This window comes from Arthrobacter sp. H5, from assembly GCF_000520595.1.
In the GTDB taxonomy this organism is placed as follows: Bacteria; Actinomycetota; Actinomycetes; order Actinomycetales; family Micrococcaceae; genus Arthrobacter_D.
This window is the reverse complement of sequence record NZ_KI914988.1, coordinates 1-22,197: the sequence shown is the minus strand read 5'-3', so window position 1 is coordinate 22,197 and position 22,197 is coordinate 1. Positions and strand designations below refer to the sequence as shown.

General features: G+C 63.7%; 24 protein-coding genes. 13 read left to right on the top strand and 11 right to left on the bottom strand.

From position 1 onward, the window contains the following. Nucleotides 1–4: 4 nt before the first annotated feature. The 5 genes from Y708_RS0107440 to Y708_RS0107420 are packed head-to-tail and all read left to right on the top strand — an operon-like array spanning nt 5 to nt 5,296. The gene (locus Y708_RS0107440) at nt 5–1,216 is read left to right on the top strand and encodes a DUF4350 domain-containing protein (protein WP_162150453.1); all 1,212 of its coding nucleotides are present in this window, start codon (nt 5–7) and stop codon (nt 1,214–1,216) included. Further along, a complete protein-coding gene (locus tag Y708_RS23605; protein ID WP_081746568.1) occupies nt 1,213–2,328 on the top strand; it encodes an AAA family ATPase in 1,116 nt (371 codons plus the stop codon). Before Y708_RS0107440 ends, Y708_RS23605 begins: the two co-directional genes overlap by 4 nt. A 39-nt stretch (nt 2,329–2,367) precedes the next feature. Beyond that, on the top strand, nt 2,368–3,660 hold the full coding sequence (locus tag Y708_RS0107430) for a DUF58 domain-containing protein (RefSeq protein ID WP_028279438.1): 1,293 nt from the start codon (nt 2,368–2,370) through the stop codon (nt 3,658–3,660). Then, complete coding sequence (locus Y708_RS0107425) at nt 3,657–4,625, top strand: phosphotransferase (RefSeq protein WP_028279437.1); 969 nt, start codon at nt 3,657–3,659, stop codon at nt 4,623–4,625. The genes Y708_RS0107430 and Y708_RS0107425 overlap by 4 nt, the downstream gene beginning before the upstream one ends. Further along, a complete protein-coding gene (locus Y708_RS0107420; RefSeq protein WP_028279436.1) occupies nt 4,622–5,296 on the top strand; it encodes a DUF4166 domain-containing protein in 675 nt (224 codons plus the stop codon). Before Y708_RS0107425 ends, Y708_RS0107420 begins: the two co-directional genes overlap by 4 nt. A gap of 153 nt (nt 5,297–5,449) precedes the next feature. On the opposite strand, the gene Y708_RS0107415 is transcribed toward Y708_RS0107420, so the two are convergent. The 4 genes from Y708_RS0107415 to Y708_RS0107400 are packed head-to-tail and all read right to left on the bottom strand — an operon-like array spanning nt 5,450 to nt 9,248. Next, nucleotides 5,450–6,469, bottom strand: a complete 1,020-nt coding sequence (locus Y708_RS0107415; RefSeq protein WP_343212960.1) for a uroporphyrinogen decarboxylase/cobalamine-independent methonine synthase family protein — start codon at nt 6,467–6,469, stop codon at nt 5,450–5,452. After that, on the bottom strand, nt 6,462–6,824 hold the full coding sequence (locus Y708_RS0107410) for a chorismate mutase (protein WP_028279434.1): 363 nt from the start codon (nt 6,822–6,824) through the stop codon (nt 6,462–6,464). Before Y708_RS0107410 ends, Y708_RS0107415 begins: the two co-directional genes overlap by 8 nt. Nucleotides 6,825–6,882: 58 nt before the next feature. Beyond that, nucleotides 6,883–8,037 (bottom strand): tRNA 2-thiouridine(34) synthase MnmA, encoded by a 1,155-nt coding sequence (mnmA, locus tag Y708_RS23600; RefSeq protein ID WP_035775643.1) that lies wholly within the window; start codon nt 8,035–8,037, stop codon nt 6,883–6,885. After that, nucleotides 8,034–9,248 (bottom strand): cysteine desulfurase family protein, encoded by a 1,215-nt coding sequence (locus tag Y708_RS0107400; protein WP_028279433.1) that lies wholly within the window; start codon nt 9,246–9,248, stop codon nt 8,034–8,036. Before Y708_RS0107400 ends, mnmA begins: the two co-directional genes overlap by 4 nt. A 170-nt stretch (nt 9,249–9,418) precedes the next feature. Between Y708_RS0107400 and folP the strand changes: the two genes are divergently transcribed. Together folP and Y708_RS0107390 are read left to right on the top strand one after the other, a co-directional pair. Further along, a complete protein-coding gene (gene folP / locus Y708_RS0107395) occupies nt 9,419–10,342 on the top strand; it encodes a dihydropteroate synthase (RefSeq protein ID WP_028279432.1) in 924 nt (307 codons plus the stop codon). Then, nucleotides 10,339–11,076 carry a dihydrofolate reductase family protein gene (locus Y708_RS0107390; RefSeq protein ID WP_035775642.1) on the top strand — a complete coding sequence of 246 codons (738 nt, stop codon included), beginning with the start codon at nt 10,339–10,341 and terminating at the stop codon, nt 11,074–11,076. Before folP ends, Y708_RS0107390 begins: the two co-directional genes overlap by 4 nt. A 1-nt stretch (nt 11,077) precedes the next feature. Here the strand turns inward: Y708_RS0107390 and Y708_RS27445 are convergent, their stop codons facing one another. The 3 genes from Y708_RS27445 to Y708_RS0107375 all read right to left on the bottom strand — a co-directional run bounded on the left by Y708_RS27445 (nt 11,078) and on the right by Y708_RS0107375 (nt 13,367). Beyond that, complete coding sequence (locus tag Y708_RS27445) at nt 11,078–11,791, bottom strand: hypothetical protein (RefSeq protein WP_051478792.1); 714 nt, start codon at nt 11,789–11,791, stop codon at nt 11,078–11,080. A gap of 116 nt (nt 11,792–11,907) precedes the next feature. Further along, a complete protein-coding gene (locus Y708_RS0107380) occupies nt 11,908–12,786 on the bottom strand; it encodes a diacylglycerol kinase family protein (protein ID WP_253905732.1) in 879 nt (292 codons plus the stop codon). Nucleotides 12,787–12,794: 8 nt separating this feature from the next. Then, on the bottom strand, nt 12,795–13,367 hold the full coding sequence (locus Y708_RS0107375) for a pentapeptide repeat-containing protein (RefSeq protein WP_028279429.1): 573 nt from the start codon (nt 13,365–13,367) through the stop codon (nt 12,795–12,797). Nucleotides 13,368–13,525: 158 nt separating this feature from the next. On the opposite strand from Y708_RS0107375, the gene Y708_RS0107370 reads away from it, so the two are divergent. From Y708_RS0107370 to Y708_RS0107350, 5 genes are all read left to right on the top strand, one after another. Next, nucleotides 13,526–14,455 (top strand): J domain-containing protein, encoded by a 930-nt coding sequence (locus Y708_RS0107370; protein ID WP_028279428.1) that lies wholly within the window; start codon nt 13,526–13,528, stop codon nt 14,453–14,455. Nucleotides 14,456–14,464: 9 nt separating this feature from the next. Further along, nucleotides 14,465–14,932, top strand: a complete 468-nt coding sequence (locus Y708_RS0107365; RefSeq protein ID WP_028279427.1) for a tRNA (cytidine(34)-2'-O)-methyltransferase — start codon at nt 14,465–14,467, stop codon at nt 14,930–14,932. Between the two features lie 27 nt (nt 14,933–14,959). Beyond that, a complete protein-coding gene (locus Y708_RS0107360) occupies nt 14,960–15,766 on the top strand; it encodes a class I SAM-dependent methyltransferase (RefSeq protein WP_028279426.1) in 807 nt (268 codons plus the stop codon). 261 nt (nt 15,767–16,027) lie between these two features. After that, nucleotides 16,028–16,648: an ECF RNA polymerase sigma factor SigK gene (gene sigK / locus Y708_RS0107355; protein WP_028279425.1), complete on the top strand. Its 621-nt coding sequence runs from the start codon at nt 16,028–16,030 to the stop codon at nt 16,646–16,648. 16 nt (nt 16,649–16,664) lie between these two features. Continuing rightward, on the top strand, nt 16,665–17,459 hold the full coding sequence (locus Y708_RS0107350) for an anti-sigma factor (RefSeq protein WP_162150452.1): 795 nt from the start codon (nt 16,665–16,667) through the stop codon (nt 17,457–17,459). 84 nt (nt 17,460–17,543) lie between these two features. Here the strand turns inward: Y708_RS0107350 and Y708_RS0107345 are convergent, their stop codons facing one another. From Y708_RS0107345 to Y708_RS0107330, 4 genes are all read right to left on the bottom strand, one after another. After that, nucleotides 17,544–18,302, bottom strand: a complete 759-nt coding sequence (locus Y708_RS0107345) for a PIG-L deacetylase family protein (protein WP_028279423.1) — start codon at nt 18,300–18,302, stop codon at nt 17,544–17,546. Nucleotide 18,303: 1 nt separating this feature from the next. Then, a complete protein-coding gene (locus tag Y708_RS0107340; protein WP_028279422.1) occupies nt 18,304–19,251 on the bottom strand; it encodes an electron transfer flavoprotein subunit alpha/FixB family protein in 948 nt (315 codons plus the stop codon). Nucleotides 19,252–19,304: 53 nt separating this feature from the next. Continuing rightward, nucleotides 19,305–20,135: an electron transfer flavoprotein subunit beta/FixA family protein gene (locus Y708_RS0107335; RefSeq protein WP_028279421.1), complete on the bottom strand. Its 831-nt coding sequence runs from the start codon at nt 20,133–20,135 to the stop codon at nt 19,305–19,307. 126 nt (nt 20,136–20,261) lie between these two features. Then, entirely contained in the window at nt 20,262–21,812 is a 1,551-nt protein-coding gene (locus Y708_RS0107330) for a S1C family serine protease (RefSeq protein WP_028279420.1), read from the bottom strand. Nucleotides 21,813–21,911: 99 nt separating this feature from the next. Between Y708_RS0107330 and Y708_RS23590 the strand changes: the two genes are divergently transcribed. Further along, on the top strand, nt 21,912–22,197 hold a 286-nt coding region (locus Y708_RS23590), incomplete at its 3' end, for a transposase domain-containing protein (RefSeq protein WP_173401507.1).

Below are 22,197 nucleotides of genomic sequence, written 5' to 3'. Positions count from 1 at the left end.
GACTGTGAGCACCGCGCCGCCGTCCGGTCAGCGCGAATCCGTCGAGATCATCGGCGACGGCGGCAGCGTCGGACGCTCTGTGGGCACCGTCCTACGCCGATTCCGGCCGTGGATCGTCCTCGGCGCTCTGTTGCTCATAGTTGTCATTGCAGGGCTAATCGGAGCTCCCCGGGAAACCCTGTCCCCGCTCTCCCCGTCCAACCCCGCGCCGGAGGGTTCCATGGCTGTGGCGGAAGTGCTCCGGCAACAGGGAGTGGATGTGATCGAAGCGTCTTCGCTGACGGAGGCTCAGGACGCGCTCGCCGCGCAGGACGGCACTTTGCTACTCCACGACCCAGACGGATGGTTGGACAATGATCAGCTCAGCAGCCTCAAGGATCTGTCCGCGAGGCTTGTCCTGATTGAACCTGGGCTGACCATACTTGACGTGCTTGCACCCGGGATCCGCTCTGCGGGGGTTGTGCCCGCGGAGGCCGCTGGGCCGCTGGAGGCACGCTGCTCCGCTGAAGATCCGAGCACGGCCGGAACCATCACGTCCGGCGGGCAGGTCTACCGCGGTGAGCTGACCTGCTTTCCTGCCGGGAACCCCGAACAAAGCGGCGCTGCCTCCGGTTCCTATGCCGCCACCGGTGCACTCGACGTCGTTGTTCTTGGCAACGGCGCCATCCTCAGCAACGGCGTGATTGAAGACAACGGAAACGCCGCTCTTGTCCTGCGGACACTCGGGAACAGTGCCTCGCTGGTCTGGTATCAGCCAACCCCCCAGGATCTGGCGGTCACCGACCAGCCGGTGAATCCCTTGAACCTGCTCCCTGAATTCGTTAATCCGCTCATGCTCTGGCTGCTCCTGACGGCCCTGGCTGCAATCGTCTGGCGTGCACGCCGGCTCGGACCGCTGGTGGAAGAACCGATGCCTGTGGTGGTGCGCGCCGCGGAAACGGCTGAGGGCAGAGCACGGCTTTACCAGGACGCCGGCTCAATTAACAGGGCCGCCGCCAACCTCCGTGCCGCAACGCTGAGCCGTATTGCCCTCATGCTCCGCATCCCTGCGTCGAGTCCCGCCAGCGCAGTGGTCGAGGCTGCGGCGCGCAGGACCGGTCGCAGCACGCAGGAACTTGATCTGCTGCTGCATACCCACACGCCCCTCAGCGATGCCGACCTGGTGCGCTGGAGTCAGGAACTGGACACCTTAGAGAAGGAGATAAACCAGAGATGAGCCAGCAGTACCCACATCAACCACCGGCGCCGGCTGGTCCACCATCAACACCGGCTCCCAGCCACGCGCCGGGCCAGGCCCACGCCAATGCGCCCACCGGCCAGGGAAGTGCAGCAGGCCAGGCTGAGCCCCCGCGGGAGGAACACCGGACAGCGGCTGAGGCCGATCCGTCCCGCCAGGCGCTTCTCAACGTCCGGACTGAGGTGGCCAAGGCGATCGTGGGGCAGGATGCTGCGGTCACCGGGATGTTGATAGCGCTGCTGGCGCAGGGGCACGTCCTGCTTGAAGGCGTTCCGGGGGTGGCCAAAACACTGCTGGTCAGAACACTGTCGGCCGCGCTGAGCCTCGACACCAAGCGTGTCCAGTTCACGCCGGACCTGATGCCCGGCGACGTCACGGGTTCACTCATTTACGAGGCCCGGAACTCCGAGTTCACCTTCAGGGAAGGACCGGTCTTCACCAATATTCTCCTCGCGGACGAAATCAACCGGACTCCGCCCAAGACACAGGCATCATTGCTGGAGGCGATGGAGGAGCGCCAGGTATCCGTGGACGGGGTTTCACGGAAGCTTCCGGATCCGTTCATTGTGGCGGCAACGCAGAATCCGGTGGAGTACGAGGGCACCTATCCCCTGCCGGAAGCACAGCTGGACCGGTTTCTGCTGAAGCTCTCCCTGCCTCTGCCGGAGCGGCATGATGAAATCGAAGTGATCCGCCGCCACAGCGTTGGCTTCGACCCCCGGAATCTTCACGGTGCCGGTGTCAGAGCAGTAGCAGGTGCGGCTGACCTCGCGACGGCACGGAGTGCGGTGCAGCGGGTTGCCATCGCGCCCGAGGTCATCGGCTACATTGTGGACGTTGTTCGCGCGACCCGGGTCACGCCGTCGTTCCAGCTGGGTGTATCTCCGCGCGGGGCCACGGCGCTGCTCAATACGTCGCGGGCTTGGGCATGGCTTTCGGGCCGCGGCTACGTAACGCCCGACGACGTCAAGGCACTAACCTTGCCGGCGCTGCGCCACAGGGTCTCCCTCCGGCCCGAGGCACAGATGGATGGGGTCAGTGTCGATGATGTCCTCGGCAGCATCCTCGCCACCGTTCCGGTCCCGCGGTAACACGGTGTCCGCAGAAATAGGACACCGGGCGGGGATGACATGAGCATCACCGGACGATTTGTCATCCTGACCCTCATCGGCGCCCTCCCCGTGGTGCTGTTTCCCGGCGTCGTCTCCATCCTGCTGTGGCTGGCTCTGCTGGTTTTGGCCGCCGGTCTTGACCTTATACTTGCCGCGTCGCCTCGACGGGTGGGTGTGGCCCGCTCATTGCCGGAGAGTGTCCGGCTGACTGAGCAGTGCACAAGCCAGCTGACCATCCGCAACCACGCGTCCCGCACGCTTCGCGCCCAGGTCCGCGAAGGGTGGCAGCCTTCAGCGGGTGCACGCAACCCTGTCCAGCGAATCACGGTGCCGGCTGGTGAATCCCGCCGCATGAACGTGGTCTTGATGCCGGAACGCCGCGGCGACCTAGCCGTCCGGCACGTCACGGTGCGCAGCTTCGGTCCGTTGGGACTGACCGCACGCCAGCTGACGATCACCTCTCCTGGAACACTCCGCGTTCTGCCGCCTTTCCATTCCAAACGGCATCTTCCGTCGAAGCTGCGCCGCCTCCGCGAACTGGACGGCAGGGCAGCCGTCCAAATCCGCGGTGCGGGAACAGAATTTGACTCACTGCGCGACTACGTCCGCGGCGATGACGTCCGGTCAATCGACTGGCGCGCTACGGCACGGCGCCGTGACACCGTAGTGCGCACGTGGAGGCCGGAACGGGACCGGCGGGTGGTGGTCGTGCTCGACACCTCCCGCACTTCAGCGGCGCGCATTGACAACGAACCCCGGCTCGATACCGGCATCGAAGCGTCCCTGCTGCTGGCCGTTCTCGCCCAGCGCGGCGGTGACCGCGTCGACTTTCTTGCCTTTGACCGTCGCCCGCGGGCGCGTGTGGAGTCCGTTGCCAAGGAAAACCTACTCAGTGCGTTGGTCACCGCGATGGCGCCCCTTGAGGCAGAGCTGATCGAAGCGGACTGGTCCCAGGTCCCGGCCCAAATCCGCTCCATCTCTTCACACCGGTCCCTGGTGGTCCTGCTCACGTCCCTCGATTCCGGAGCCGTGGAGGAAGGGCTGTTGCCGGTTCTACCGGGTTTGACAGCCCAGCATGTGGTGGTGGTCGCCTCAGTCCGCGACCCACGGTTAGACGCTATGCGCCTGGAACGGGAGTCTGCGTCACAGACTTTCCGTGCCGCCGCAGCTGAACGGGCGCTGTTGGACCGGGCAGCCGTCACCGCGCGGCTGAAACAACTCGGTGCCGAGGTTGTGGATGAGAGCCCGCACGAGCTGCCCCCCAAGCTGGCCGACATGTACATCCGGCTCAAGGCGGCCGGCCGGCTGTGAACGTGGTTGATTACTCGCGGACGGCGCTCCGGCCGGGCTGGGCAGTCCTTCCGGCGCCGGTTCGGTCCAGCGTCGAGAGTGTGCTCGGTGGCCCCGTTGTGACATCGGCGGCCGCAGGCGGCGGGTTCACCCCGGGTTTTGCTGCAGTGGTTTCGGATGGCTCCCGGCAAATCTTTGCCAAGGCCGCTCCTGCCACCGATACGTTCATTCATCCTGCCTATCTCCGGGAACGTGAGGTGTTAAGCATTCTTCCCACCGGTCTGCCCATTCCGCAGCTTCTCGCTGCGGAGAACGTCGACTCCGGCGGAACGTCCTGGCAGGTGCTGTGCTTCGAAGCGGTAAGCGGGTATATGCCGGGCAAGCCCTGGACACACGAGGATCTGGATGCCATCCACACCAGCCTGTTGCGGATCCAGGAGGGACTGGCCCATCTTCCCGCGAACCTCACAGGCGGACCCATGGCTGAGGACTTCAGCAATGATCCCGCCATCAACAGCATCTTTGCCTCCCACTGTGACGCCGGGACCACGCCCGCATTCCTGCCGCCGCTGGACTCCGAACAGCTGCATGACCTCCAGCAACTGTGCAGTGCCAGCTTCGACGCGCTCCAGGGAAACGCCGTACTGCACAACGACCTGCGGGCCGACAACATCATCATTTCCCAGTCACAGGCGTACGTCTGCGACTGGAACTTCCTCTCCACCGGACCCGCCTGGGCGGACTGGGTTGCGCTGCTCGTGTACGCACGCCACGGAGGGATCGATGTGGGGGCCTGGCTGAAGCGGTCCCCCTTGTCGGCGAACGCTGATCCCGACAGGATCGATAGCTGGCTTGCCATTCTCGCCGCCTACATGGTCCACAGCGGCAACCAGCCGGAGGTTCCCAACAGCCCCTGGCTGCGTTCGCACGCCCGATTCACCGCACGTATCACTGTCGACTGGCTCAACGAACGGAGATGGGCATGACTGCCTCCATCTATCAACTGGCGCTCGGACGAAGCTTCGATGGGCTTCAGCCGGAGCTGCAGAAGTACTTCGGCCTTCATCACGCCAGCGGCAGCTTTGGAATAGGGAAGGGTGTTTTTGACATCGCCGGGTGTCCCGCCTGGTTTATGCGGCCCTTCTTCACCCTCGCAGCGGGCGAAAATTCCTTCTTCCCCGAGTACGAGACAGACGTGCCGTTTACCATCCACAACTGGGCGCACGCTGATCCGTTCGGAAGGACATCACTGACGGCCCAGCGGGAGTTGCAGTTCACCGGTGTCGCACGCACCTTTGAAGACACCTCTACGTGGACAGGCGGTGGATTGATCGACTACCTGGGGGCACACCGTCGAATGGCAACCGCTCTGCACTGCTCTGTCACGTCGGACGGCCGTTTGCGTATGGTCTCCACCCGAACCCGGCTCTTCACGGGGCCGGTCCGGCTGCCTGTTCCGGATATCGTCGGCGCCCAGGCATACATGGAACAGTGGTGGGACCCCGGCACTGAGCGCTTCAGGATCCAGACCAGGGTGCTGCACCGTCAGCTGGGTACCCTGCTGGTCTATGCCGGGAGCTTCACCTACGGGTTGGTGGAGTACGACGGCGGCCTGCCGGATGTCGCGGCGCCGCGGCGCTGGGAGCCGCGCACCTGAGAGCCGCGCCGCTGGGAGCAGCGCACCTGAGAGCCGCGCCGCTGGGAGCAGCGCACCTGAGAGCCGCGGCGCTGGGAGCCGCGCACCTGAGAGCCGCGGCGCTGGGAGCCGCGCACCTGAGGCTGCTGCTCAGCAAGGAGGCGCCCGCAGGGTTTATGCGTCCGCAATCACCTGGTTGAGCGCGTCCGCCGCTCGGTCCAACCGGCCGAGTACCAGCCTCGCTTTCTCAGGCGTGAGTCCGGCAAGACTCCCTGCGGGGGTGATCCGGATGGCGGCGGCATCCTTCAACGACAGACCGATCCCGCGCCACGGGCGAACCACTGCATCAACGAGCCCGGATACTTGGGGCATCTCCGGGACCGCTGGCAGGATGCCCGCCCACAGACCGCACCCTGCCTCGATGAGGCCCGCCAGGACTTCCCAGTCGCTGGTTGACAGCCCTGCCAAGGGCAGCGCAATGCCGTCAACCCCCGTTCGGCCGACCAATTTCAGCGGCGCATCCTGCCCGAAGGAGAGGACGACGTCGGCTCCCCTTGCTCCTCGGACTGCGTCAGTTACCAGATCCCAGCTGTCCGCAGCTTCCTGTTCCGGCACGGACCGCAGGGTGCGGTAGCCGCTGGCTGTGGGTATGCCACCGCCCAGTACCTCAGCAATTTCAGGCTCGTCAATCTGCACATGAACCGCGGCCCCGGGTACCGCTGCCTGAACCCGTCTGACCAGAGAAGCGGCGCCGCCTGCCAGCGAGTCCCGGATGTCCCGGCGCGCACCGTGGTCGGCAAGTGCCCGTTCCCCGCTGTGCAGGTAAAGGTTCGCCGCCATGGACAGCGGCCCCCGTAGGTGCACCTTAATGGCTGGTGACCGTAACTCTTCCGCCCCGGCCACATCGCCCAGAACATTGATATCGGTTGACAGCGCAGAGACCGCTCGCCGCAGATCCTGTCCCTGCCGGTCCACCAACCGCCACCCGTGTGGCTGCAGATCCACCGGCAGTCCCTCCAGCAGCGAGGCGGTCCGTCCCACTGCGTCGCTGCCCGGACCACGCCCGGGAAGCTCCGCGAGGAAGGGTAGATGGGGTGCGCCAAGCTCGCCCCGAACCATCCGGCAGGCTTCCAGCGGGTCCGTTCCGGGCCAGTCCCCCAGCGATGTGACGGTGACCGCGCCGCCGTTATCCACGTCGGGAATTGCGGTTGTCTGAGATGTCCTGATGGTGGCGGATGACTTCGGAAATGATGAAGTTCAGGAACTTTTCTGCGAAGGCCGGATCAAGGTGCGCCTCCACGGCGAGCGCCCTGAGACGTTCGATCTGAGCAGCTTCGCGGTCAGGGTCACCGGCGGGCAGTTTGTGTTCGGCCTTGAGGTGGCCCACCCTTTGGGTGGCCTTGAACCGCTCCGCCAGCAGGTAAACCAGGGTGGCGTCAATGTTGTCAATGCTTCCCCGCACCGACAACAATTCCTCCATGACCGCCGGATCCACTTCACCCGCCAGGGAACTCGCAGCCGGGTTGTAGCCAGGGGATTTTTCAGTCATGAATCCAGTTAAGCAGACGGCCATCGGCTTGAGTAATCAGCTGCCGCAACAAAGCGGATCAGCGGCCGTCCGGGGACAACGCTGCGGCGGCAAGATCGGGACGCTGCAGCGACCGCGCCGAATCCAGTGTTGCCTGCCCGAGGACACGTGTGCCCTGGTACACCACCACCGTTTGGCCGGGTGCAACTCCCCTCATCGACTCAACCAAGCGAACCATCAGAATCTGGCGCCCGTCGTCGTGCTCAATCCACGCCCTCGCGTCCACCGGGTCACCGTGGGCGCGCACCTGCGCCATGCAGTCGAATTCCCCGCCGCGTTCGACCGCGCCAATGGGCAGTCCCGCCCAGGACACCTTGATGCCCCGCAGTTGGTCGACGGCGAGCATCCGCTCGGGACCCACCACCACTTTGTTTTCCTTGGGCCGGATTTCCAGCACAAACCGTGGCTTCCCGTCATCGGCGGGAGTGCCCAGTTTCAGCCCCTTGCGCTGGCCCACGGTGAAGGCATTGGCGCCCGGATGAGAGCCGATCCGCTCGCCGTTCACATCCACGATGTCACCCTCGGTCATGTCGATGCGCTCTTCGAGCCAGCCGCGGGTATCCCCGTCCGGAATGAAGCAGATGTCGTGGCTGTCCGGCTTGTTGGCGACGGAGAGCCCCCGCCGTTCAGCCTCGGCGCGGACTTCGGCCTTGGACGGTGTCTCCGCGAGGGGAAACATAGAGTGCTTCAGCTGCTCGTGGGTGAGAACGCCGAGCACGTAGGACTGGTCCTTGGCCCAGTCAGCGGCACGGTGCAGTTCACGATTACCGTCTTTGTCCTCGATGACCTTGGCGTAGTGCCCGGTGCAGACGGCGTCGAACCCCAGCGCCAGCGCCTTCTCGAGCAGTGCAGCGAACTTGATGCGCTCGTTGCAGCGCATGCACGGATTCGGCGTCCGCCCGGCGGCGTATTCGGCGATGAAATCGTCCACCACGTCTTCCTTGAACCGCTCGGAGAAGTCCCAGACGTAGTAGGGGATGCCCAGGATGTCGCAGGCGCGCCAGGCATCGCGGGAATCCTCGATGGTGCAGCACCCACGGCTGCCGGTGCGGAGCGTCCCGGGCATACGGGAAAGGGCAAGGTGGACGCCGACGACGTCGTGCCCCGCCTCCACCGCGCGCGCTGCGGCGACTGCGGAGTCCACTCCGCCACTCATTGCTGCGAGAACCTTCATGAAGCTCCTACCTGTGTCCCTGCTGTTTGGATGCTTGATACGTGGCCGGCCATGCCAGCCTGTCTGGCCCGCCGGTACGCCTCCGGCAGCGCGGCCACCAAGGCGTCAACGTCCTGGGCGTCCGATGTATGCCCAAGGCTGAACCGCTGCGCGCCCCGGGCTTCGGCTTCCGTCAGTCCCATGGCTAACAGGACGTGCGATGGCCGCGGAACTCCCGCCGTACACGCTGAGCCGGTTGATGATTCGATTCCGGCCAGGTCCAGCAGGAACAACAGCGAATCACCTTCACAGCCGGGGAAGGTGAAGTGGGCGTTACCGGGTAGGCGGTTCCCGCGAGGCCCGCGGAGTACCGCACCAGGCACAACACGTTCGACGCCGGCCACCAGCGTGTCCCTCAGTGCGGCGATGCGCGCGGACTCCCCGGAAAGGTGAGTGACGACGTCGTCCGCTGCGGCTGCGAACGCGGCAATGCCCGCAGTGTCCAACGTTCCGGAACGGATGTCCCGCTCTTGGCCGCCGCCATGCTGGACGGGTGTCAGTTGGACTGCTCGGCCCACCAGCAGCGCGCCAACTCCCACCGGCCCGCCGATCTTGTGACCGCTGATTGCCATTGTGGCCAGTCCTGAATCCTTGAAGGAGACCGGCAGCGAACCGAACGCCTGGACAGCGTCGGTATGGACGGGGATTTCATGGGCGGCGGCGAGCGCCGTGATCTCGTGGACAGGCTGGACTGAGCCGACCTCGCTATTAGCCCACATGACCGTGATGAGGGCTATCTCCGCAGCGCCAGCGTCGAGCTCGGCCTGCAGCGCGCCCAGCGCAACCACACCCTCCGCGTCAACAGGGAGCCAGATGACTGAGGCGCCCTCATGCTTCTGGAGCCACTCGACCGTGTCCTGCACTGCCGGGTGTTCGATGGCGGAGCAAATAATCCTGGTTCGGCGGGGATCGGCGGCCCGGCGTGCCCAGTAGAGGCCCTTGATGGCCAGGTTGTCTGCCTCGGTGCCCCCGGAGGTGAAGATCACTTCGGACGGATGCGCACCTGCTGCTGCTGCAATGGCCTCGCGGGCATCCTCCACCGTTCTCCGGGCGCGGCGGCCCGAGCCGTGCAGCGAAGACGGGTTGCCGCTGCGGCTGAGTTCTGTGGTGAGTGCGGCGAGCGCGGGCGCCGATATGGGCGTGGTCGCCGCGTGGTCAAGATACACGGGCACCTCACAATTCTACCGGCGGTGACGGATTAAGCCGAACCCTCACGCGGACCCACCCCGGCACGCTCCCGCAGGAAGTGTTCGAATAAACGTGGAAAACCCGCTCATACCAACACACAGTGCGGGAGCGTCACAGGTGAGGCTGATATGAATGAGCTGTGGATGATCACGCAATGGCTCCCCCGCTCACTCCCGGCAGCTTCATGCCTGCTCTGAAGTATCCCGTGCGTTCCTTCGGCAGCCGCACCGTCGACTTCAACCGTCACGTGGCCCTGATGGCAATCGTCAACCGAACCCCCGATTCCTTTTACGACGGCGGACGCACCTTCGCCCTGCAGGCGGCGGTCGATGCCGCGCTCAGTGCCGTGCACGACGGCGCCGACTGGGTAGACATCGGAGGCGCACCGTTTGCGCCGGGACCGGCCATCGCCGCCGCAGAAGAGACTGACCGTGTCCTCCCGGTCATCCAGCAGGTGAGAGCGGCATCCGACGTCGTTATTTCCGCTGACACGTTTCTCCCCGAGGTTGCGGAACAGGCAATCGCCGCAGGGGCAAACGTCATCAATGACACCACGGGCCTGCGGAACCGCGATCTGGCCGCCGTCGTCGCTGCATCCGACGCACACGTGGTGATCACCCACAGCCTCGCACAGCCCCGAACGGCGGTTCCACGTCCCCACTACGATGACGTGGTCGCCGAGGTGGTGGACTTCCTGCTCCGGCAGGTTGAGAGAGCCGTCAGCCTAGGCATCCCCGAGGATCGGATCATCATTGATCCAGGCCATGACCTCAACAAGAACACACTTCACTCCCTGGAGATCACGCGCCGCTTTTCGGAGATCAGCGGGTTGGGCCATCCCACCCTCGCAGCGGTGTCCAATAAGGACTTCATCGGGGAGATTCTTGACCTGCCAAAGCAACAGCGGGTCGAAGGGTCGTTGGCGGCTGCGGTGATGTGCATTCTCGGCGGCGCCCGGATCATCAGGATGCACAACGTCGCCGCGGCCCGTTCGGCGATCAACGTGGTGGAGGCCGCCCTCGGCTGGCGTGAGCCGGCGTACCTGCGGCACAACATGGGCGAGTTCAACTCGCCATGATCAACCAGCTGCTTCCCTCCCCCGCCCAGGATCTCAGCGATGACCAGATCCTGGGCTTGTACGGCCGCTCCGGGCCGGGCGTGTGGGTACGGTTCAATTTTGTGTCCACCCTGGACGGCGCGGCGACACACGATGGCGTATCAGGCCCACTGGGCAACGATGGCGACCGCAGGATCTTCGCCCTGACCCGCAGACAGGCGGATGTCATCCTGGTAGGGGCCGGCACCATCCGGGCGGAAGGATACGAAGGACCACTGCTCGACGACGCCGGCCGTGACTGGCGCATCGCCAACGGCTACCCCGGGCATCCTGCGCTAGCCATCGTCTCCGGCTCGCTGGACCTGGACCCGTGCTCGGGACTCTTTACGCGGTCACCGGTCCGGCCCATCGTGTTTACCAGTGAAAGAGCCAGTGCGCGCAGGCGGGAGGCTTTCTCGGATGTGGCCGACGTCGTCGTCCTCGGAGAGGAAACCGTGGACGGGCCCGCCTGCGCGGCGTGGCTTGGCGGACGCGGTCTGAATGGAATTCTTTGTGAAGGTGGACCCACGCTCTTTGCCGGCTTTGTGCGGGACGACGCCGTGGATGAACTGTGTCTGTCGCTCAGTCCGCTGCTGAGCGGTGGACGCGGCCGCGGGGTTGGTGCGGATACTCCTGCGGGCGACCTGCGGAGGATGAGGCTTGCATCGCTCCTGGAATCGGACTCGGCACTCTACGGCCGGTGGCTGCGGCCGTAGCCTAGCCGGGCGGAACCACCGAAATACGGCTTCGGACGTCCGCCACTGCCGGCGCCAGTTCATCATTGGACTCACAGGTCACAGTGAACGCGATGCCCGTCCTGGTGGCATGGAAGAGGCGTAGCGACAGCGCACTGGCCGGCGTTTCACCGGTTGCCTCCTGCATATAGGTCAGGAATTCAATCGATGCGGTTGCATCCCCCGGCGATTCGCCCCACAGCCAACTGGTGGTCATCAGGTACTCCGGCAGGATACTCGGATCAAGGAAGCGGAATAACGCCTCAGTGGAAGCCTTGTCATCCCCGTCGACCACCAGAGGGTCCTGAACCTGGGTATACCGCAGTGATGCGGTGCAGTTCCTGTCGCTCGTGTAAACCGATTCGCCATTGACCATCAGCTTGGTCTGGGTCCAGCCGGGCATCCGCAGGATACCGTCCGAGAATGCGACCATCTGGCCCGGCTCGATGTAGGTGCCGCGGGCAAACGTCATGTCCTCGCCGGTAATTTGTGCGCGGGTCAGCGGTGGCAGTGTGGCGGATGAAGAGTCTGCAGGGGCGGATTCCTCCGGCGCAGCCGTGCGGCCCCCGGGGCCAGCCGTGCCCGGCGTCGATTCGCCTGGGGAGATCGGGATCTGGATGCTGCAGGCGGACACGGCCAGCACAATGCCCAGCAGGATTATCCCACGCAGCGGCCTGCCGTGCCCTCCCAATTTCACCGTGAACTTCCCTCGTTGTTGACAACACCGCCGGCCAATCACACGGCCCTTGGTCAACTCTAATTGCCGGGCCTGTCACCGCAATGGGCACCACTCCCCATGACCACCCTTCGGACCTAGGCCAGGACGTGAAGTGCGCCCGGCACCACGTCAATGCCCACCGGACCAACACCAACAGGCTCACCGTCTGCGAAGAGCGTGATGCCGGGAACGTCGATGGACACCGATTGCGCCCGTTCCAAGCGCACCGCGGGGTGACCGACGTGCCTCCCAGAAAACACGAGGGGCAGCAGCATGACCAACCGCCACCGGCTCAAGGGGGAGACAACAAACAGATCCAGCGCGCCGTCGTCGTACTCGGCCGTGGGCACTATCCTCATTCCGCCACCTATGGATTGGGCGTTGGCTACGCAAACCAACATTGCCGAGGTGTTCTCCGCGCGGCCGTCCACCGCCAGCCGGTAATTCAACGGTTTGAAGACCGCCAGTTCGCGCAGCACGGCGAGCGTGTACCTGCTTCTCCCCTTCGGCCAGGACCGGGCGTTGGCCCTGGCATTCACCACCGCGTCAAACCCTGCTGAACATGCTCCGGCAAACCACACGGGACTGCCGGATCCGCTGGATATCCTGCCCAGGTCCATGGGCCGTGCACCGGTCCGCAGCCCCTTCAGAATCACTTGGGCAGCGTCCGCAGGCCGACGCACGGGAAGCCCTAGTGTCCGGGCGACATCATTGCCGGTTCCCGCGGCAACAATTCCCAGGGGTACCGGGCGTTCAGCGAGGACATTTGCCCCCAGATGCACCATTCCGTCACCGCCCACCACCACCAGCGCGTCCGCGCCGCCGCGCACGGCAGCTTCGACCCGTTGCCTCAGCACTTCCCACGATTCGCCAACGATCCACTCCACGGTATGACCCGCGGCGCTGAGCTGGGAAGCGGCGGTGGCGCCAGCCCCAGCCGCATAGCCCGAGCCCGCCACAGGATTGACCGCCACGGCGACCCTCACCTGATCACCACTCCCAGGGCAACGGCCATGTCCATGGCCTGGCCCGCGTCCACGATTGCGCCCCTTACATTGAACTCTGCCATCTCCAGCTCGCCGAGGACGCTTCCCCTCAGGTCCGCCCCCTTGAGGCTCGCACCCGCCCAGACGACGTTTGAAAGGGTACAGTTCCGCAGCTGCGCCTTGGACAGGTTCGATCCGCTGAAGTCCGCCTCGGTCAAATTCACATCGGTGAACTCACCGGCAGCGAGGTCTGCCTTGACCATTGACACGAAAGACCAGTTTCCGCCGTTGATGCGCACGGGTTTCAGCGAGCAGCGGGTGAAAATACTACCGGTGACCCGGCAACCGTCAAATCCGGCATCAAAGAAGTTGCAAGACTCAAACCGGCAGTTGTCGAAGGCGCTGTTCAGATGGACGGAAACATTGAATTTCACGTTGGTGAACACGCAGCCGCTGAAATTAGCCCCTTCGGAGCGCACCTCGGTGAAGTCGCAGTCGATGAATTTTGAGCCCGAATGATCTTCGCCATCCAGCACGCTGCCGTACCAGTCCGCCCCGATGATAGCCATTCCCCGATGCTACCGGGCAGCACTGACACCGAACTGATGCGCACACACTATCGTTGGACAGTCGGAGCGGTTTTGCCGCGCGTCCGGTCTGCGTCTACAGTCTTGCCCTGACGTGCCTGCCCGATCTTCTACGTTCACCCACCCAGCGAAAGGCCGCCATGGTAAACCAGCCGGAGCGAACGTACTACTCCGTGCTCGGCCTCGGACGGGATGCAACAGCCAAGCAGATCAAGGATGCCTACCGGCGGGCGGCCCGCACTGCCCACCCGGACCATGGCGGAAATCCCGAGCTCTTCCACGATGTTGCCGTCGCCTACGAAACGCTGTCGGATGCTGGCCGCAGGGCCGGCTATGACCGGAGCCTCGGAAACTCGGAACCATCGCGGACCGCGCGTCCCGAAGCTGCCGGTACGCCATCGCCTCCACGCCCACCCGGAGGCGAACAGCAGACCAGGCCTGCTCTCTACGTCCCGCCCTACAAACAGGGCACGACGGCGCCCCTCCCGTTAACGCTGGCAGGTCAGCAGCTGCACGGCCTGGCACGCCGGCCCGGCTTCCTGGACCGCCTCCGATCGAACGCGGCTGCTCGATATGATGGCGAGCGTCTCACCGCGCAGCTGCTGGAGAAAAGCATCCTGCCCGGCTTTCCGGCACTCAGGCTGGTCAATGGGCTGGTCTTTGGAAACGACCTGGAGGCAGGGCATGCGCTGCTGGCCGGTTACAGGATTGCGGTTGTTGATTCCCTGGTTGCTCCTCCGGGTAACTTCCATTGGGATGGACGAAATCTTCGTCACCGGGGCCGCACCGTGGGAAATATCCGCATTAATGAGACAGTGCGGCAGGTGCAGGACCTCTTCCCGGAATGCAATGTCCGCGGCTGGCTGGTGTTGCACGGCCGTCGGGAGAACCCCTTCGAGCCGATCGTGGACTACCCGCCGTCCCTGGACCGTTCAGGGCTCTCCAGCGTGCATGTAGCCAATCCGGGAACACTCCTGCGTGAGACCAAGCGCTTCCTCAGCGAAGGCCCGCAACCGAGCTCCGTGCAGGTGCCGGTGCTCGCGCGCCTGTTAAACGCTTCCGAACGCTAGGATTGGCTGGTGTTCCGCATCCTCTTTCATAGTCCCGAGATTCCGGGCAATACCGGCAACGCCATCAGACTGGCTGCTGTCACTGGAGCGGAGCTGCACCTGGTGGAGCCGCTCGGTTTCGACCTCGAAGACTCAAAACTGCGCCGTGCCGGCCTCGATTACCATGACCTGGCGGTGCTTAGCGTGCATAAAGACCTTGAGAGTGCGCTGGCTGTCCTCTCGCCAAAGAGAGTTTTCGCCTTTACCTCCGATGGTGAGATCTCCTACAGCGATATTCACTATGAGGCAGGTGATGTTCTGCTCTTCGGACCGGAGTCGGTGGGCCTCGCTGAAAGCGTCAAACACCACCCCGCAGTATCGGCCCGGGTCCGGCTCCCCATGCTGCCCGCGCGCCGGTCCCTCAACCTCGCCAATTCGGCCTCGATTGTGCTCTACGAGGCCTGGCGGCAGCATGGCTTCGCCGGGGCCGGAGCGTAGTCCATGCCCATGCCAAAGGATCAACCCATGACACCACCCCACGCCGGAGTTCTCTTTGACCAGGGCGCTGAACACTTCGAGCGGCTTGCTCCGGCGCTGTGGAATCCAATGGGCAATGCTGTGGTGGCGGCGGCCGACATTTCGCTTGGCGAGCACGTTCTGGACGCCTGCTGTGGCAGCGGATCGAGCACGGTTCCCGCTGCCCAGTCGACCGGCGCAGAAGGCAAGGTGGACGCCGTCGATCTGTCCCGCGGCCTCCTGGACCTTGCAGCGAAAAAGGCGGAAGCCATGAATCTGGCAGCGGTCAACTTCGTCGAGGCAGATGCCTCCTCCTGGACCGCTGAAACTCAATATGATGCCGTTCTCTGCTGCTACGGACTCTTCTTCCTGCCGGACATGGCGGCAGGAACACGGCATTTTGCCAGTCTGCTGCGGCCGGGCGGAAGGCTGGCCCTGAGCACCTGGGATGAAGGAGCACACGCGCCCTTCGCGGCACTGCTCAAGGAAGCGTGCACTCTTGAACGTCCGGAGTTGGAAAAGGCTACAGTCGCGGGACCCATCCGCAATATGGAAGCAATCGGTTCGGCGGCCAAACTCCGCTCCTGGCTGACGGGTCACGGGTTTGCAGCAGCTCATGTCGACAGGGCGCCCCTGGAAGTCCCGCTGGATCACTCTCTCGCCTGGTCCTTAGTCCTGGGAAGCGGGTACCGTGCGATGCTGCCGGCAACACCCGACGCTTTGGAACGCGTGAGAATGACCTTCCTTGACTCTCTTGGGGACGGATTTGTGCTCAATGCGAACTCGCTGATAGCCGTGGCAGAACTCGAACAATAACGCTCGGATAACAAATTACGCACGCCCGCCCATCCCCTGGGCGCAGGACTCCGAATAACTGATGACAGCATTCCGCTGCGGCAATCCTGCTGGCCCTCTGGTCCTGGGAGCCAGCCGTACGGAGTTTAGAAGGTCGCAGCTACTTCGACAGACAACGGTGTGATACTGGTGAACAGGGGAATAGGAGGAACGGGAGTTCTGCTTCGCGCAGGAAGTGTAAATGTTCGGAATAGACAAGCCAGCGCTTTATGCTTGAAACATATGGATACGCCACGAGTCAGCCGGATTAAACCCGCGGAATCAGACGCAGCCAATTTTGCCGACGATTCGGGGAACGCCGCGCCCACTCTCACAGAGCTGTTGCTGAGGGTTGCGCGGAAGGACAGGAACGCCTTCGCGGAATTTTACGGTCAGACGTCGCGGCGGGTGTACGGGCTCGCGCGCCGTGTCCTGGTTGATCCCGAACTGAGCGAGGACACCACCCAGGAAGTATATCTGCAGGTCTGGAACATGGCCGACAGGTTCAACCCTGAGGCGGGCAGTCCTATGGCCTGGCTCATGACGTTGACCCACCGCCGGGCTGTTGACAAGGTCCGTTCGGAGCAAAGCTCCACAGAACGTGAAGCCCGCTATGGCGCCGCAATGCAGGTCATTGATCACGATGACGTGGTGGACACCGTGACCCAAAGGCTTGAGGCCGAGACTGTGGTCAAGTGCCTGGAAACTCTGACGGACACCCAGCAGGAGTCCGTAAACCTCGCCTACTACGGCGGACTGACTTACCGTGAGGTCGGCGAAAAACTCGGCGTTGCGGTACCAACAATCAAATCCAGAATCCGTGACGGATTGCTTCGACTCAAAACGTGTTTGGGGGTGAACTGAGATGCAGGACAACAACATGAGTAACAAGTTTGCAGATGATCTACAGCAGGACCTGGCCAACGGCCATGTGCTGGACTGGGCTGAGATGTACGCCCTGGATGCTGTGAGCGAAGAGGAGCGCACCACACTCGAGGTCTACATCTCAGGCACTGATCCCGGGGTCCGAGACCAGTTTGACCAGCGGGTGCGGGCGGCCCGTGAGGCCATCAGCCGAGCTTATGCTGTTGATGAGGCCGAACCTCCCGCTGAATTGCTTGACCGGATCATGCGCCAGCTGCCGGACGCTGAGGCCACGCAGAAGTTCCAAAGCGCTGCGCCGGTCGACGAAATCGCTGCACGGCGCTCGTCGTCACGATCACGCAAATCCTCACCTGTCGCCCGTTGGCTGGTGGCCGCAGCTGCGGCGATAGTCGTGGCCGTGGGCGGAGTTACAGTTGCGCAGAACCTGCAGACCGGCTCCTTGGAGCAGGAGGTGCTTCAGGCGAGCGATGTCCAGCGAACAGAGATTTCCATTCCTGCAGGCGGAACCGCGGATCTTGCCTTCTCCACCGCCGAGGATGCCGCAGTGGTCACCCTGAAGGGGGTGCCTGCTCCTCCGCAGGGAAAGGTCTACCAGATGTGGCGGCTGCCGTCCGATGGAACATCCCCGCAGTCCATCGGCACCATGAGCAGTGACGATGTGTCAGGTACACCGGTGACGGCGGTAGACGGCATCAGCGCTTTCCGCGGTCTGGCCATCACGGTCGAGCCGGAGGGCGGGTCCGCAACGCCCACCATGCCCCTGTTGGCGCAGATACCGTTTGACGTCTAGGTAAATTAACGCTTGTTGTAATTTAACGCTCGATTTCAGTGGGTGTGACCCGTGGAGGGCTGCACGGCCATACTCATGTCGGCGCTAGAAACCGGCGATTGTGCCTTCGGTATTGACCCCGACCACTTGGAAAACCTCGGCGCTGCCACCCTCGGGAAGCCCTGCCCGGCGCCCGTTCTCCTGAAGAATGGTCCTGACGGTCCGGTCCATCCGGTCAAGATCCGGATGTTGGCTCACGTGTGCGTGCAAAGCACCAAGCTTGTGTTCCACATAGCCGCTGATGTCAACAAAATAGTTCTCGAGGTGTGAGGGACCCCCATACAGCCACAGCCACGGCACCTTGTACATCGCGACCCCTGCTTCGTGAAGATCCGGATAGGCGTAAGGGTTTTCAACCGCGGGGTAAATGGCCCGGGTGACGGCTTCGCCGCAGGCGAGGTGATCTGGATGGCTCTTCTGGATCCGGTCCCAATTGCGTTCCGGGTGCATTGACACCACAATGTCGGGACGAACACGCCTGATCAACTCGACAACATTTCTGATCACGCTGTGGGTCGGTTCCAGATAGCCGTCGCGTTCGCCCAGAAAGTGAATGTCCTGCACACCTACCAGTCCGGCTGCCTCACGCTGCTCCTCGCGCCGCCGTTCAATCATGCCCGGCCGGTGCCCGTCTGAAAATCCGCCCGCATCGCCATCGGTCATGATGCAATAGGCCACCCGCACACCCTCGGACGCCCAACGGGCAACCGTTCCGGCCGCTCCGAAATCCAGGTCATCGGGATGCGCGGCGAAACACAGCACCTGACGGATGGTGTGTTGCTCAGGATTGAAGGATGCGGGCATATCAGCCCCTGCGCTTCCTGATCTCCGCGGTGGCCTGCGGCAGCACCGCGAACAGGTCGCCAACAACCCCAAAGTCGGCTATCTCGAACACCGGGGAGTCAGCGTCCTGGTTGACAGCGACAATCACCTTGGCTGTTTGCATGCCGGATTTCTGTTGGATGGCACCGGATATCCCGACCGAAATATACAGCTGCGGTGAGACCGTTTTACCGGTCTGGCCAACCTGCGCCGAGTGTTCGATCCATCCCGCGTCGGTCGCAGCACGGGAGGCACCCACCGCGCCGCCCAGCACATCGGCAAGCTCCTCAATGGGACCAAAGTCCCCGTTTACCCCACGACCGCCGGCAACAATGACGCGGGCCTCGTCGAGCTCCGGCCGGCCCGAGGACGTTTTCCCGGAACGGCCGGTGATACGAGCGGCTTTCCCCGGCGCGGCGACGCGAACCTGCAGCACCGGCGGCGAACCGGCATTCCCCGGTTCCGCTGCCTCAATACTGTTGGGCTTCACAGTGATGATTGGACGCCCAGTGGTGACCCGCACGGTCACGGTATAGGAACCCGCCAGTACGGACTTGGTCACCACGTATCCGGCGTCGACTGCTACAGCATCGGTAATAACGCCTGAACCGAGCCGCACGCCTGCACGCGCTGCCACTTCCTTGCCCTCGAAGGAGTTCCCCAGCAGAACGGCTTCCGCGCCGGACTCTTCCGCTGCAGCAGCCAGGAAAGCGGCCTTGGAGGCGACCAGATAGCCTTCGACGTCAAGATCTGCCGGTTGGTACACCGTCACGGCGCCGTGGGCGCCCAACTCCTGGGTCACCAACGGCGAAAGCCCGCCGCTGAGCGCAACCGCCGGCTCGCCGAGTGTTGCCGCGAGTGTCAGAAGCTCTCTGTCAGCCTTATGAAGGGATTCGCCCGGATTATCAATGAACACAAGAACGGTTGCCATACCGTGGACTCCTTAGGAATGAATTGTGTGCGCCAACAAGACAGTGGTCGGTCTCAGAGAAGTTTCCGGCTGGCCAGGAATTCAACGAGACGAATACCTGCGTCACCTTCGTCGGTGATGACGGTGCCCGGTGAGCGTGCAGGGCGTGGCTGTGCGGTCAGCACCTCGGTCCAGGCGCCGCTGTGGCCGACCGTTCCCGGGTCCACACCTATCTCCGCGAGGGACAGTGTGGTGATCGGCTTCTTCTTCGCGGCCATAATCCCCTTGAAGTTTGGGTAGCGCGGCTCGTTGATCTGATCCGTTACCGAAACGAGGGCGGGCAGGCCGGACTCCACCGTTTCGGAATATGTATCGTTGTCCCTCCGCGCGCTCAGGAGCCAGGCGCCGTCATCGTCACTTGTCAGCTCCAGCATCGCGGCAAAGGTGACCTGCGGCAGGTCGAGTCGCTCGGCGAGCTGTGCGGGCACAAGCGATGTCTCGCCGTCCGTGGAGGCCATGCCTGTCAGGATGAGATCCACGTCGCCGAGGTGGCGTACTACGGCGGCAAGCGCCAGGGAGGTGCCAGCAGCATCGGAGCCGGACAGCGCCTCATCCGTGAGATGCACGCCGTCGTGGGCGCCGATTTGAAGGGCCTTCTTGACGGCGGTGACGGCTCCGGCCGGTCCCATGGTTACAGCGGTGATCCGGTGGCCGGCCGCCTCGCCGCCGTGTGCCTCCACCAGTTGCAATGCGGCTTCCAGCGCATACTCGTCCAGCTCGGAGAGAATGCTCTCCGCCCGGTCAGTGGTGCTGCGCTCCCCGCCGAGGTGCCGGTCAAACTGAGTATCGGGAACGTGCTTTACCAAAACAACGATCCTCAGCCCGGTTCCTGTTGCCTGGTCCATTGCTGCCTTCCTGTATATGGATATCTGCCCGGAAATAAGCTAACCACACAGCCGGAAGGAACGCCCTTCAGCACGTAACAGGACAGTCTCCCCGGTGGGACACTGTCCTGTTACATTCGAGTGCGGCTAAGCGGGCGACTGCCCAACGGTGACGTCTACGGTCGCCGGTTCGCCGTTTCGCAGGTACTCTACTGCAACCGTGGATCCCTCGGCCTGCATACGGACCGCGGCGGTCAGTGCCTGTGGGTCGTTGATCGGCAGGTCTCCAACTTTGGTGATGACGTCCCCGGGTTGGAACCCGGCCGCCGCTGCAGGCGAATCAGGCTCCACCTGGTCCACTTCAGCACCAACGGAGAAGGTGGTCTGCCCGTCCACGTTTCCGGACGCCGAAGGCTTGACGGTCACACCGAAGAAGCCGTGCGTGGCTTCTCCCGTTTCGATAATTTCCTGGGCCACGCGTTGGGCGTAGTTGATTGGGATGGAGAACCCGACTCCAATGTTTCCGGCGCCGCCGCCGGCTCCTGCCGAGGCGATTGCCACGTTTACGCCGATGACGCTTCCCTCTGAATCAACGAGAGCGCCGCCCGAGTTGCCCTGGTTGATGGCAGCGTCTGTTTGGATCACATTGAGATAAATGGAGCCCTGCGACTGCGGGTCCGGCGCCTCTGAACCTTCCGGGGGCAGGAAGTTGAACCCATCGCCCGGTGCCTCCTGCGGTGCATCCGGCTGTTCCTCCGGAACGGCCGACGACTGCACGCTGATAGTCCGGTTGAGGGTTGAAACGATGCCATCTGTGACGGTTCCGCTAAGCCCGAGCGGCGCGCCGATTGCAATGGCAACGTCGCCGACATTCAGTTCGCTGGAATCCGCTAGCGTGGCGGGCTGAAGGTCGGGGGCATCCACCTTGATCACTGCGAGGTCGGAAAGCGGGTCTGTTCCCACCACCTCGGCCTGGAACACCCGGCCGTCATTTGTCCGGACCTCAATAGTGGGATCAGCTTCCTGGCCTCCAAGCGTCACCACGTGAGTGTTGGTCAGGATGTGTCCTTCCGCATCCAGGATGATGCCTGAACCGGAGCCGCCCGATCCGCCGCCGCTGACCGCGATGGTTACCACGCTGGGAGATGCCTTGACCGCCGCGCCGGTGATCTCGTTGACGCTTTCGGTGTCATTGACCACCACAGACTGCGACTCATTCGAGGAGGCGGGTAGCTGATCCCCCTGATCCAGGAAGCTGTCGACCCCGGCCGCGATTCCGCCTCCCAGGAGGCCTGCAACCAGAACGCCGGCCACGAAGGTTCCAGCGCCAACACGCTTCTTGTCCCGTCGCTTATAGACGGGCTGTTCCGGCTGGGCGGTATGGGAATCGAATCCGCCGTACTGGGGTTGCCCGAACGAGCCCGATGCCTGCACCGCCGGGTGCGGCTGGGTTGTGGGGTACGGATTGGGCCCATGTGTCACTGAAGGCGCCAGGTAATCACTTTCGCGGCCGTGGGCATCCTGCGCACCCTCGCGGGCCGGTCCGTCCGGGCCGGCTGCGTCAGGGCCCTGTTCATTGGGTGTCCCTTGGTCGGCCGTCCGCTCGTCGGCCGCCTGCTCATCACATCGATGGGCGGGTGGATTCTGCGGGCGGGGAGGGATGGGTCCGTTATATGGCGAGCCGTTGTTCTCAGTCATCAGTGGTCCTTTCACTCTTGTTGCCTAGAACTATGCCAAACCAATCTGGGCTAACGGCAATGCCGTTTACTTAGGCTGTGATCTGTTAAACTTTTTGGCATGGCGCGTAGTGGTTGGGTGAAGCCCGAAAGTCCTGAACGGTTGAGCGATCATGTCTCGCTCGGTGTATTGACGCGGGTCTTTCCGCCGGCGGTCGTGGACCGGGTGATTGCCGGTGCCGGTGCCGGGCAGTTGAGGAACCGGCTGCTGCCCTCGCGGCTGATGGTGTATTACGTGATGGCGATGGCGTTGTTCGCGGCCGGATCCTACGAGGAGGTGATGCGGTCGCTGCTGGCCGGGCTCGATTGGATTACCGGGCGGTTCGGCGGCTGGCAGATGCCCACGA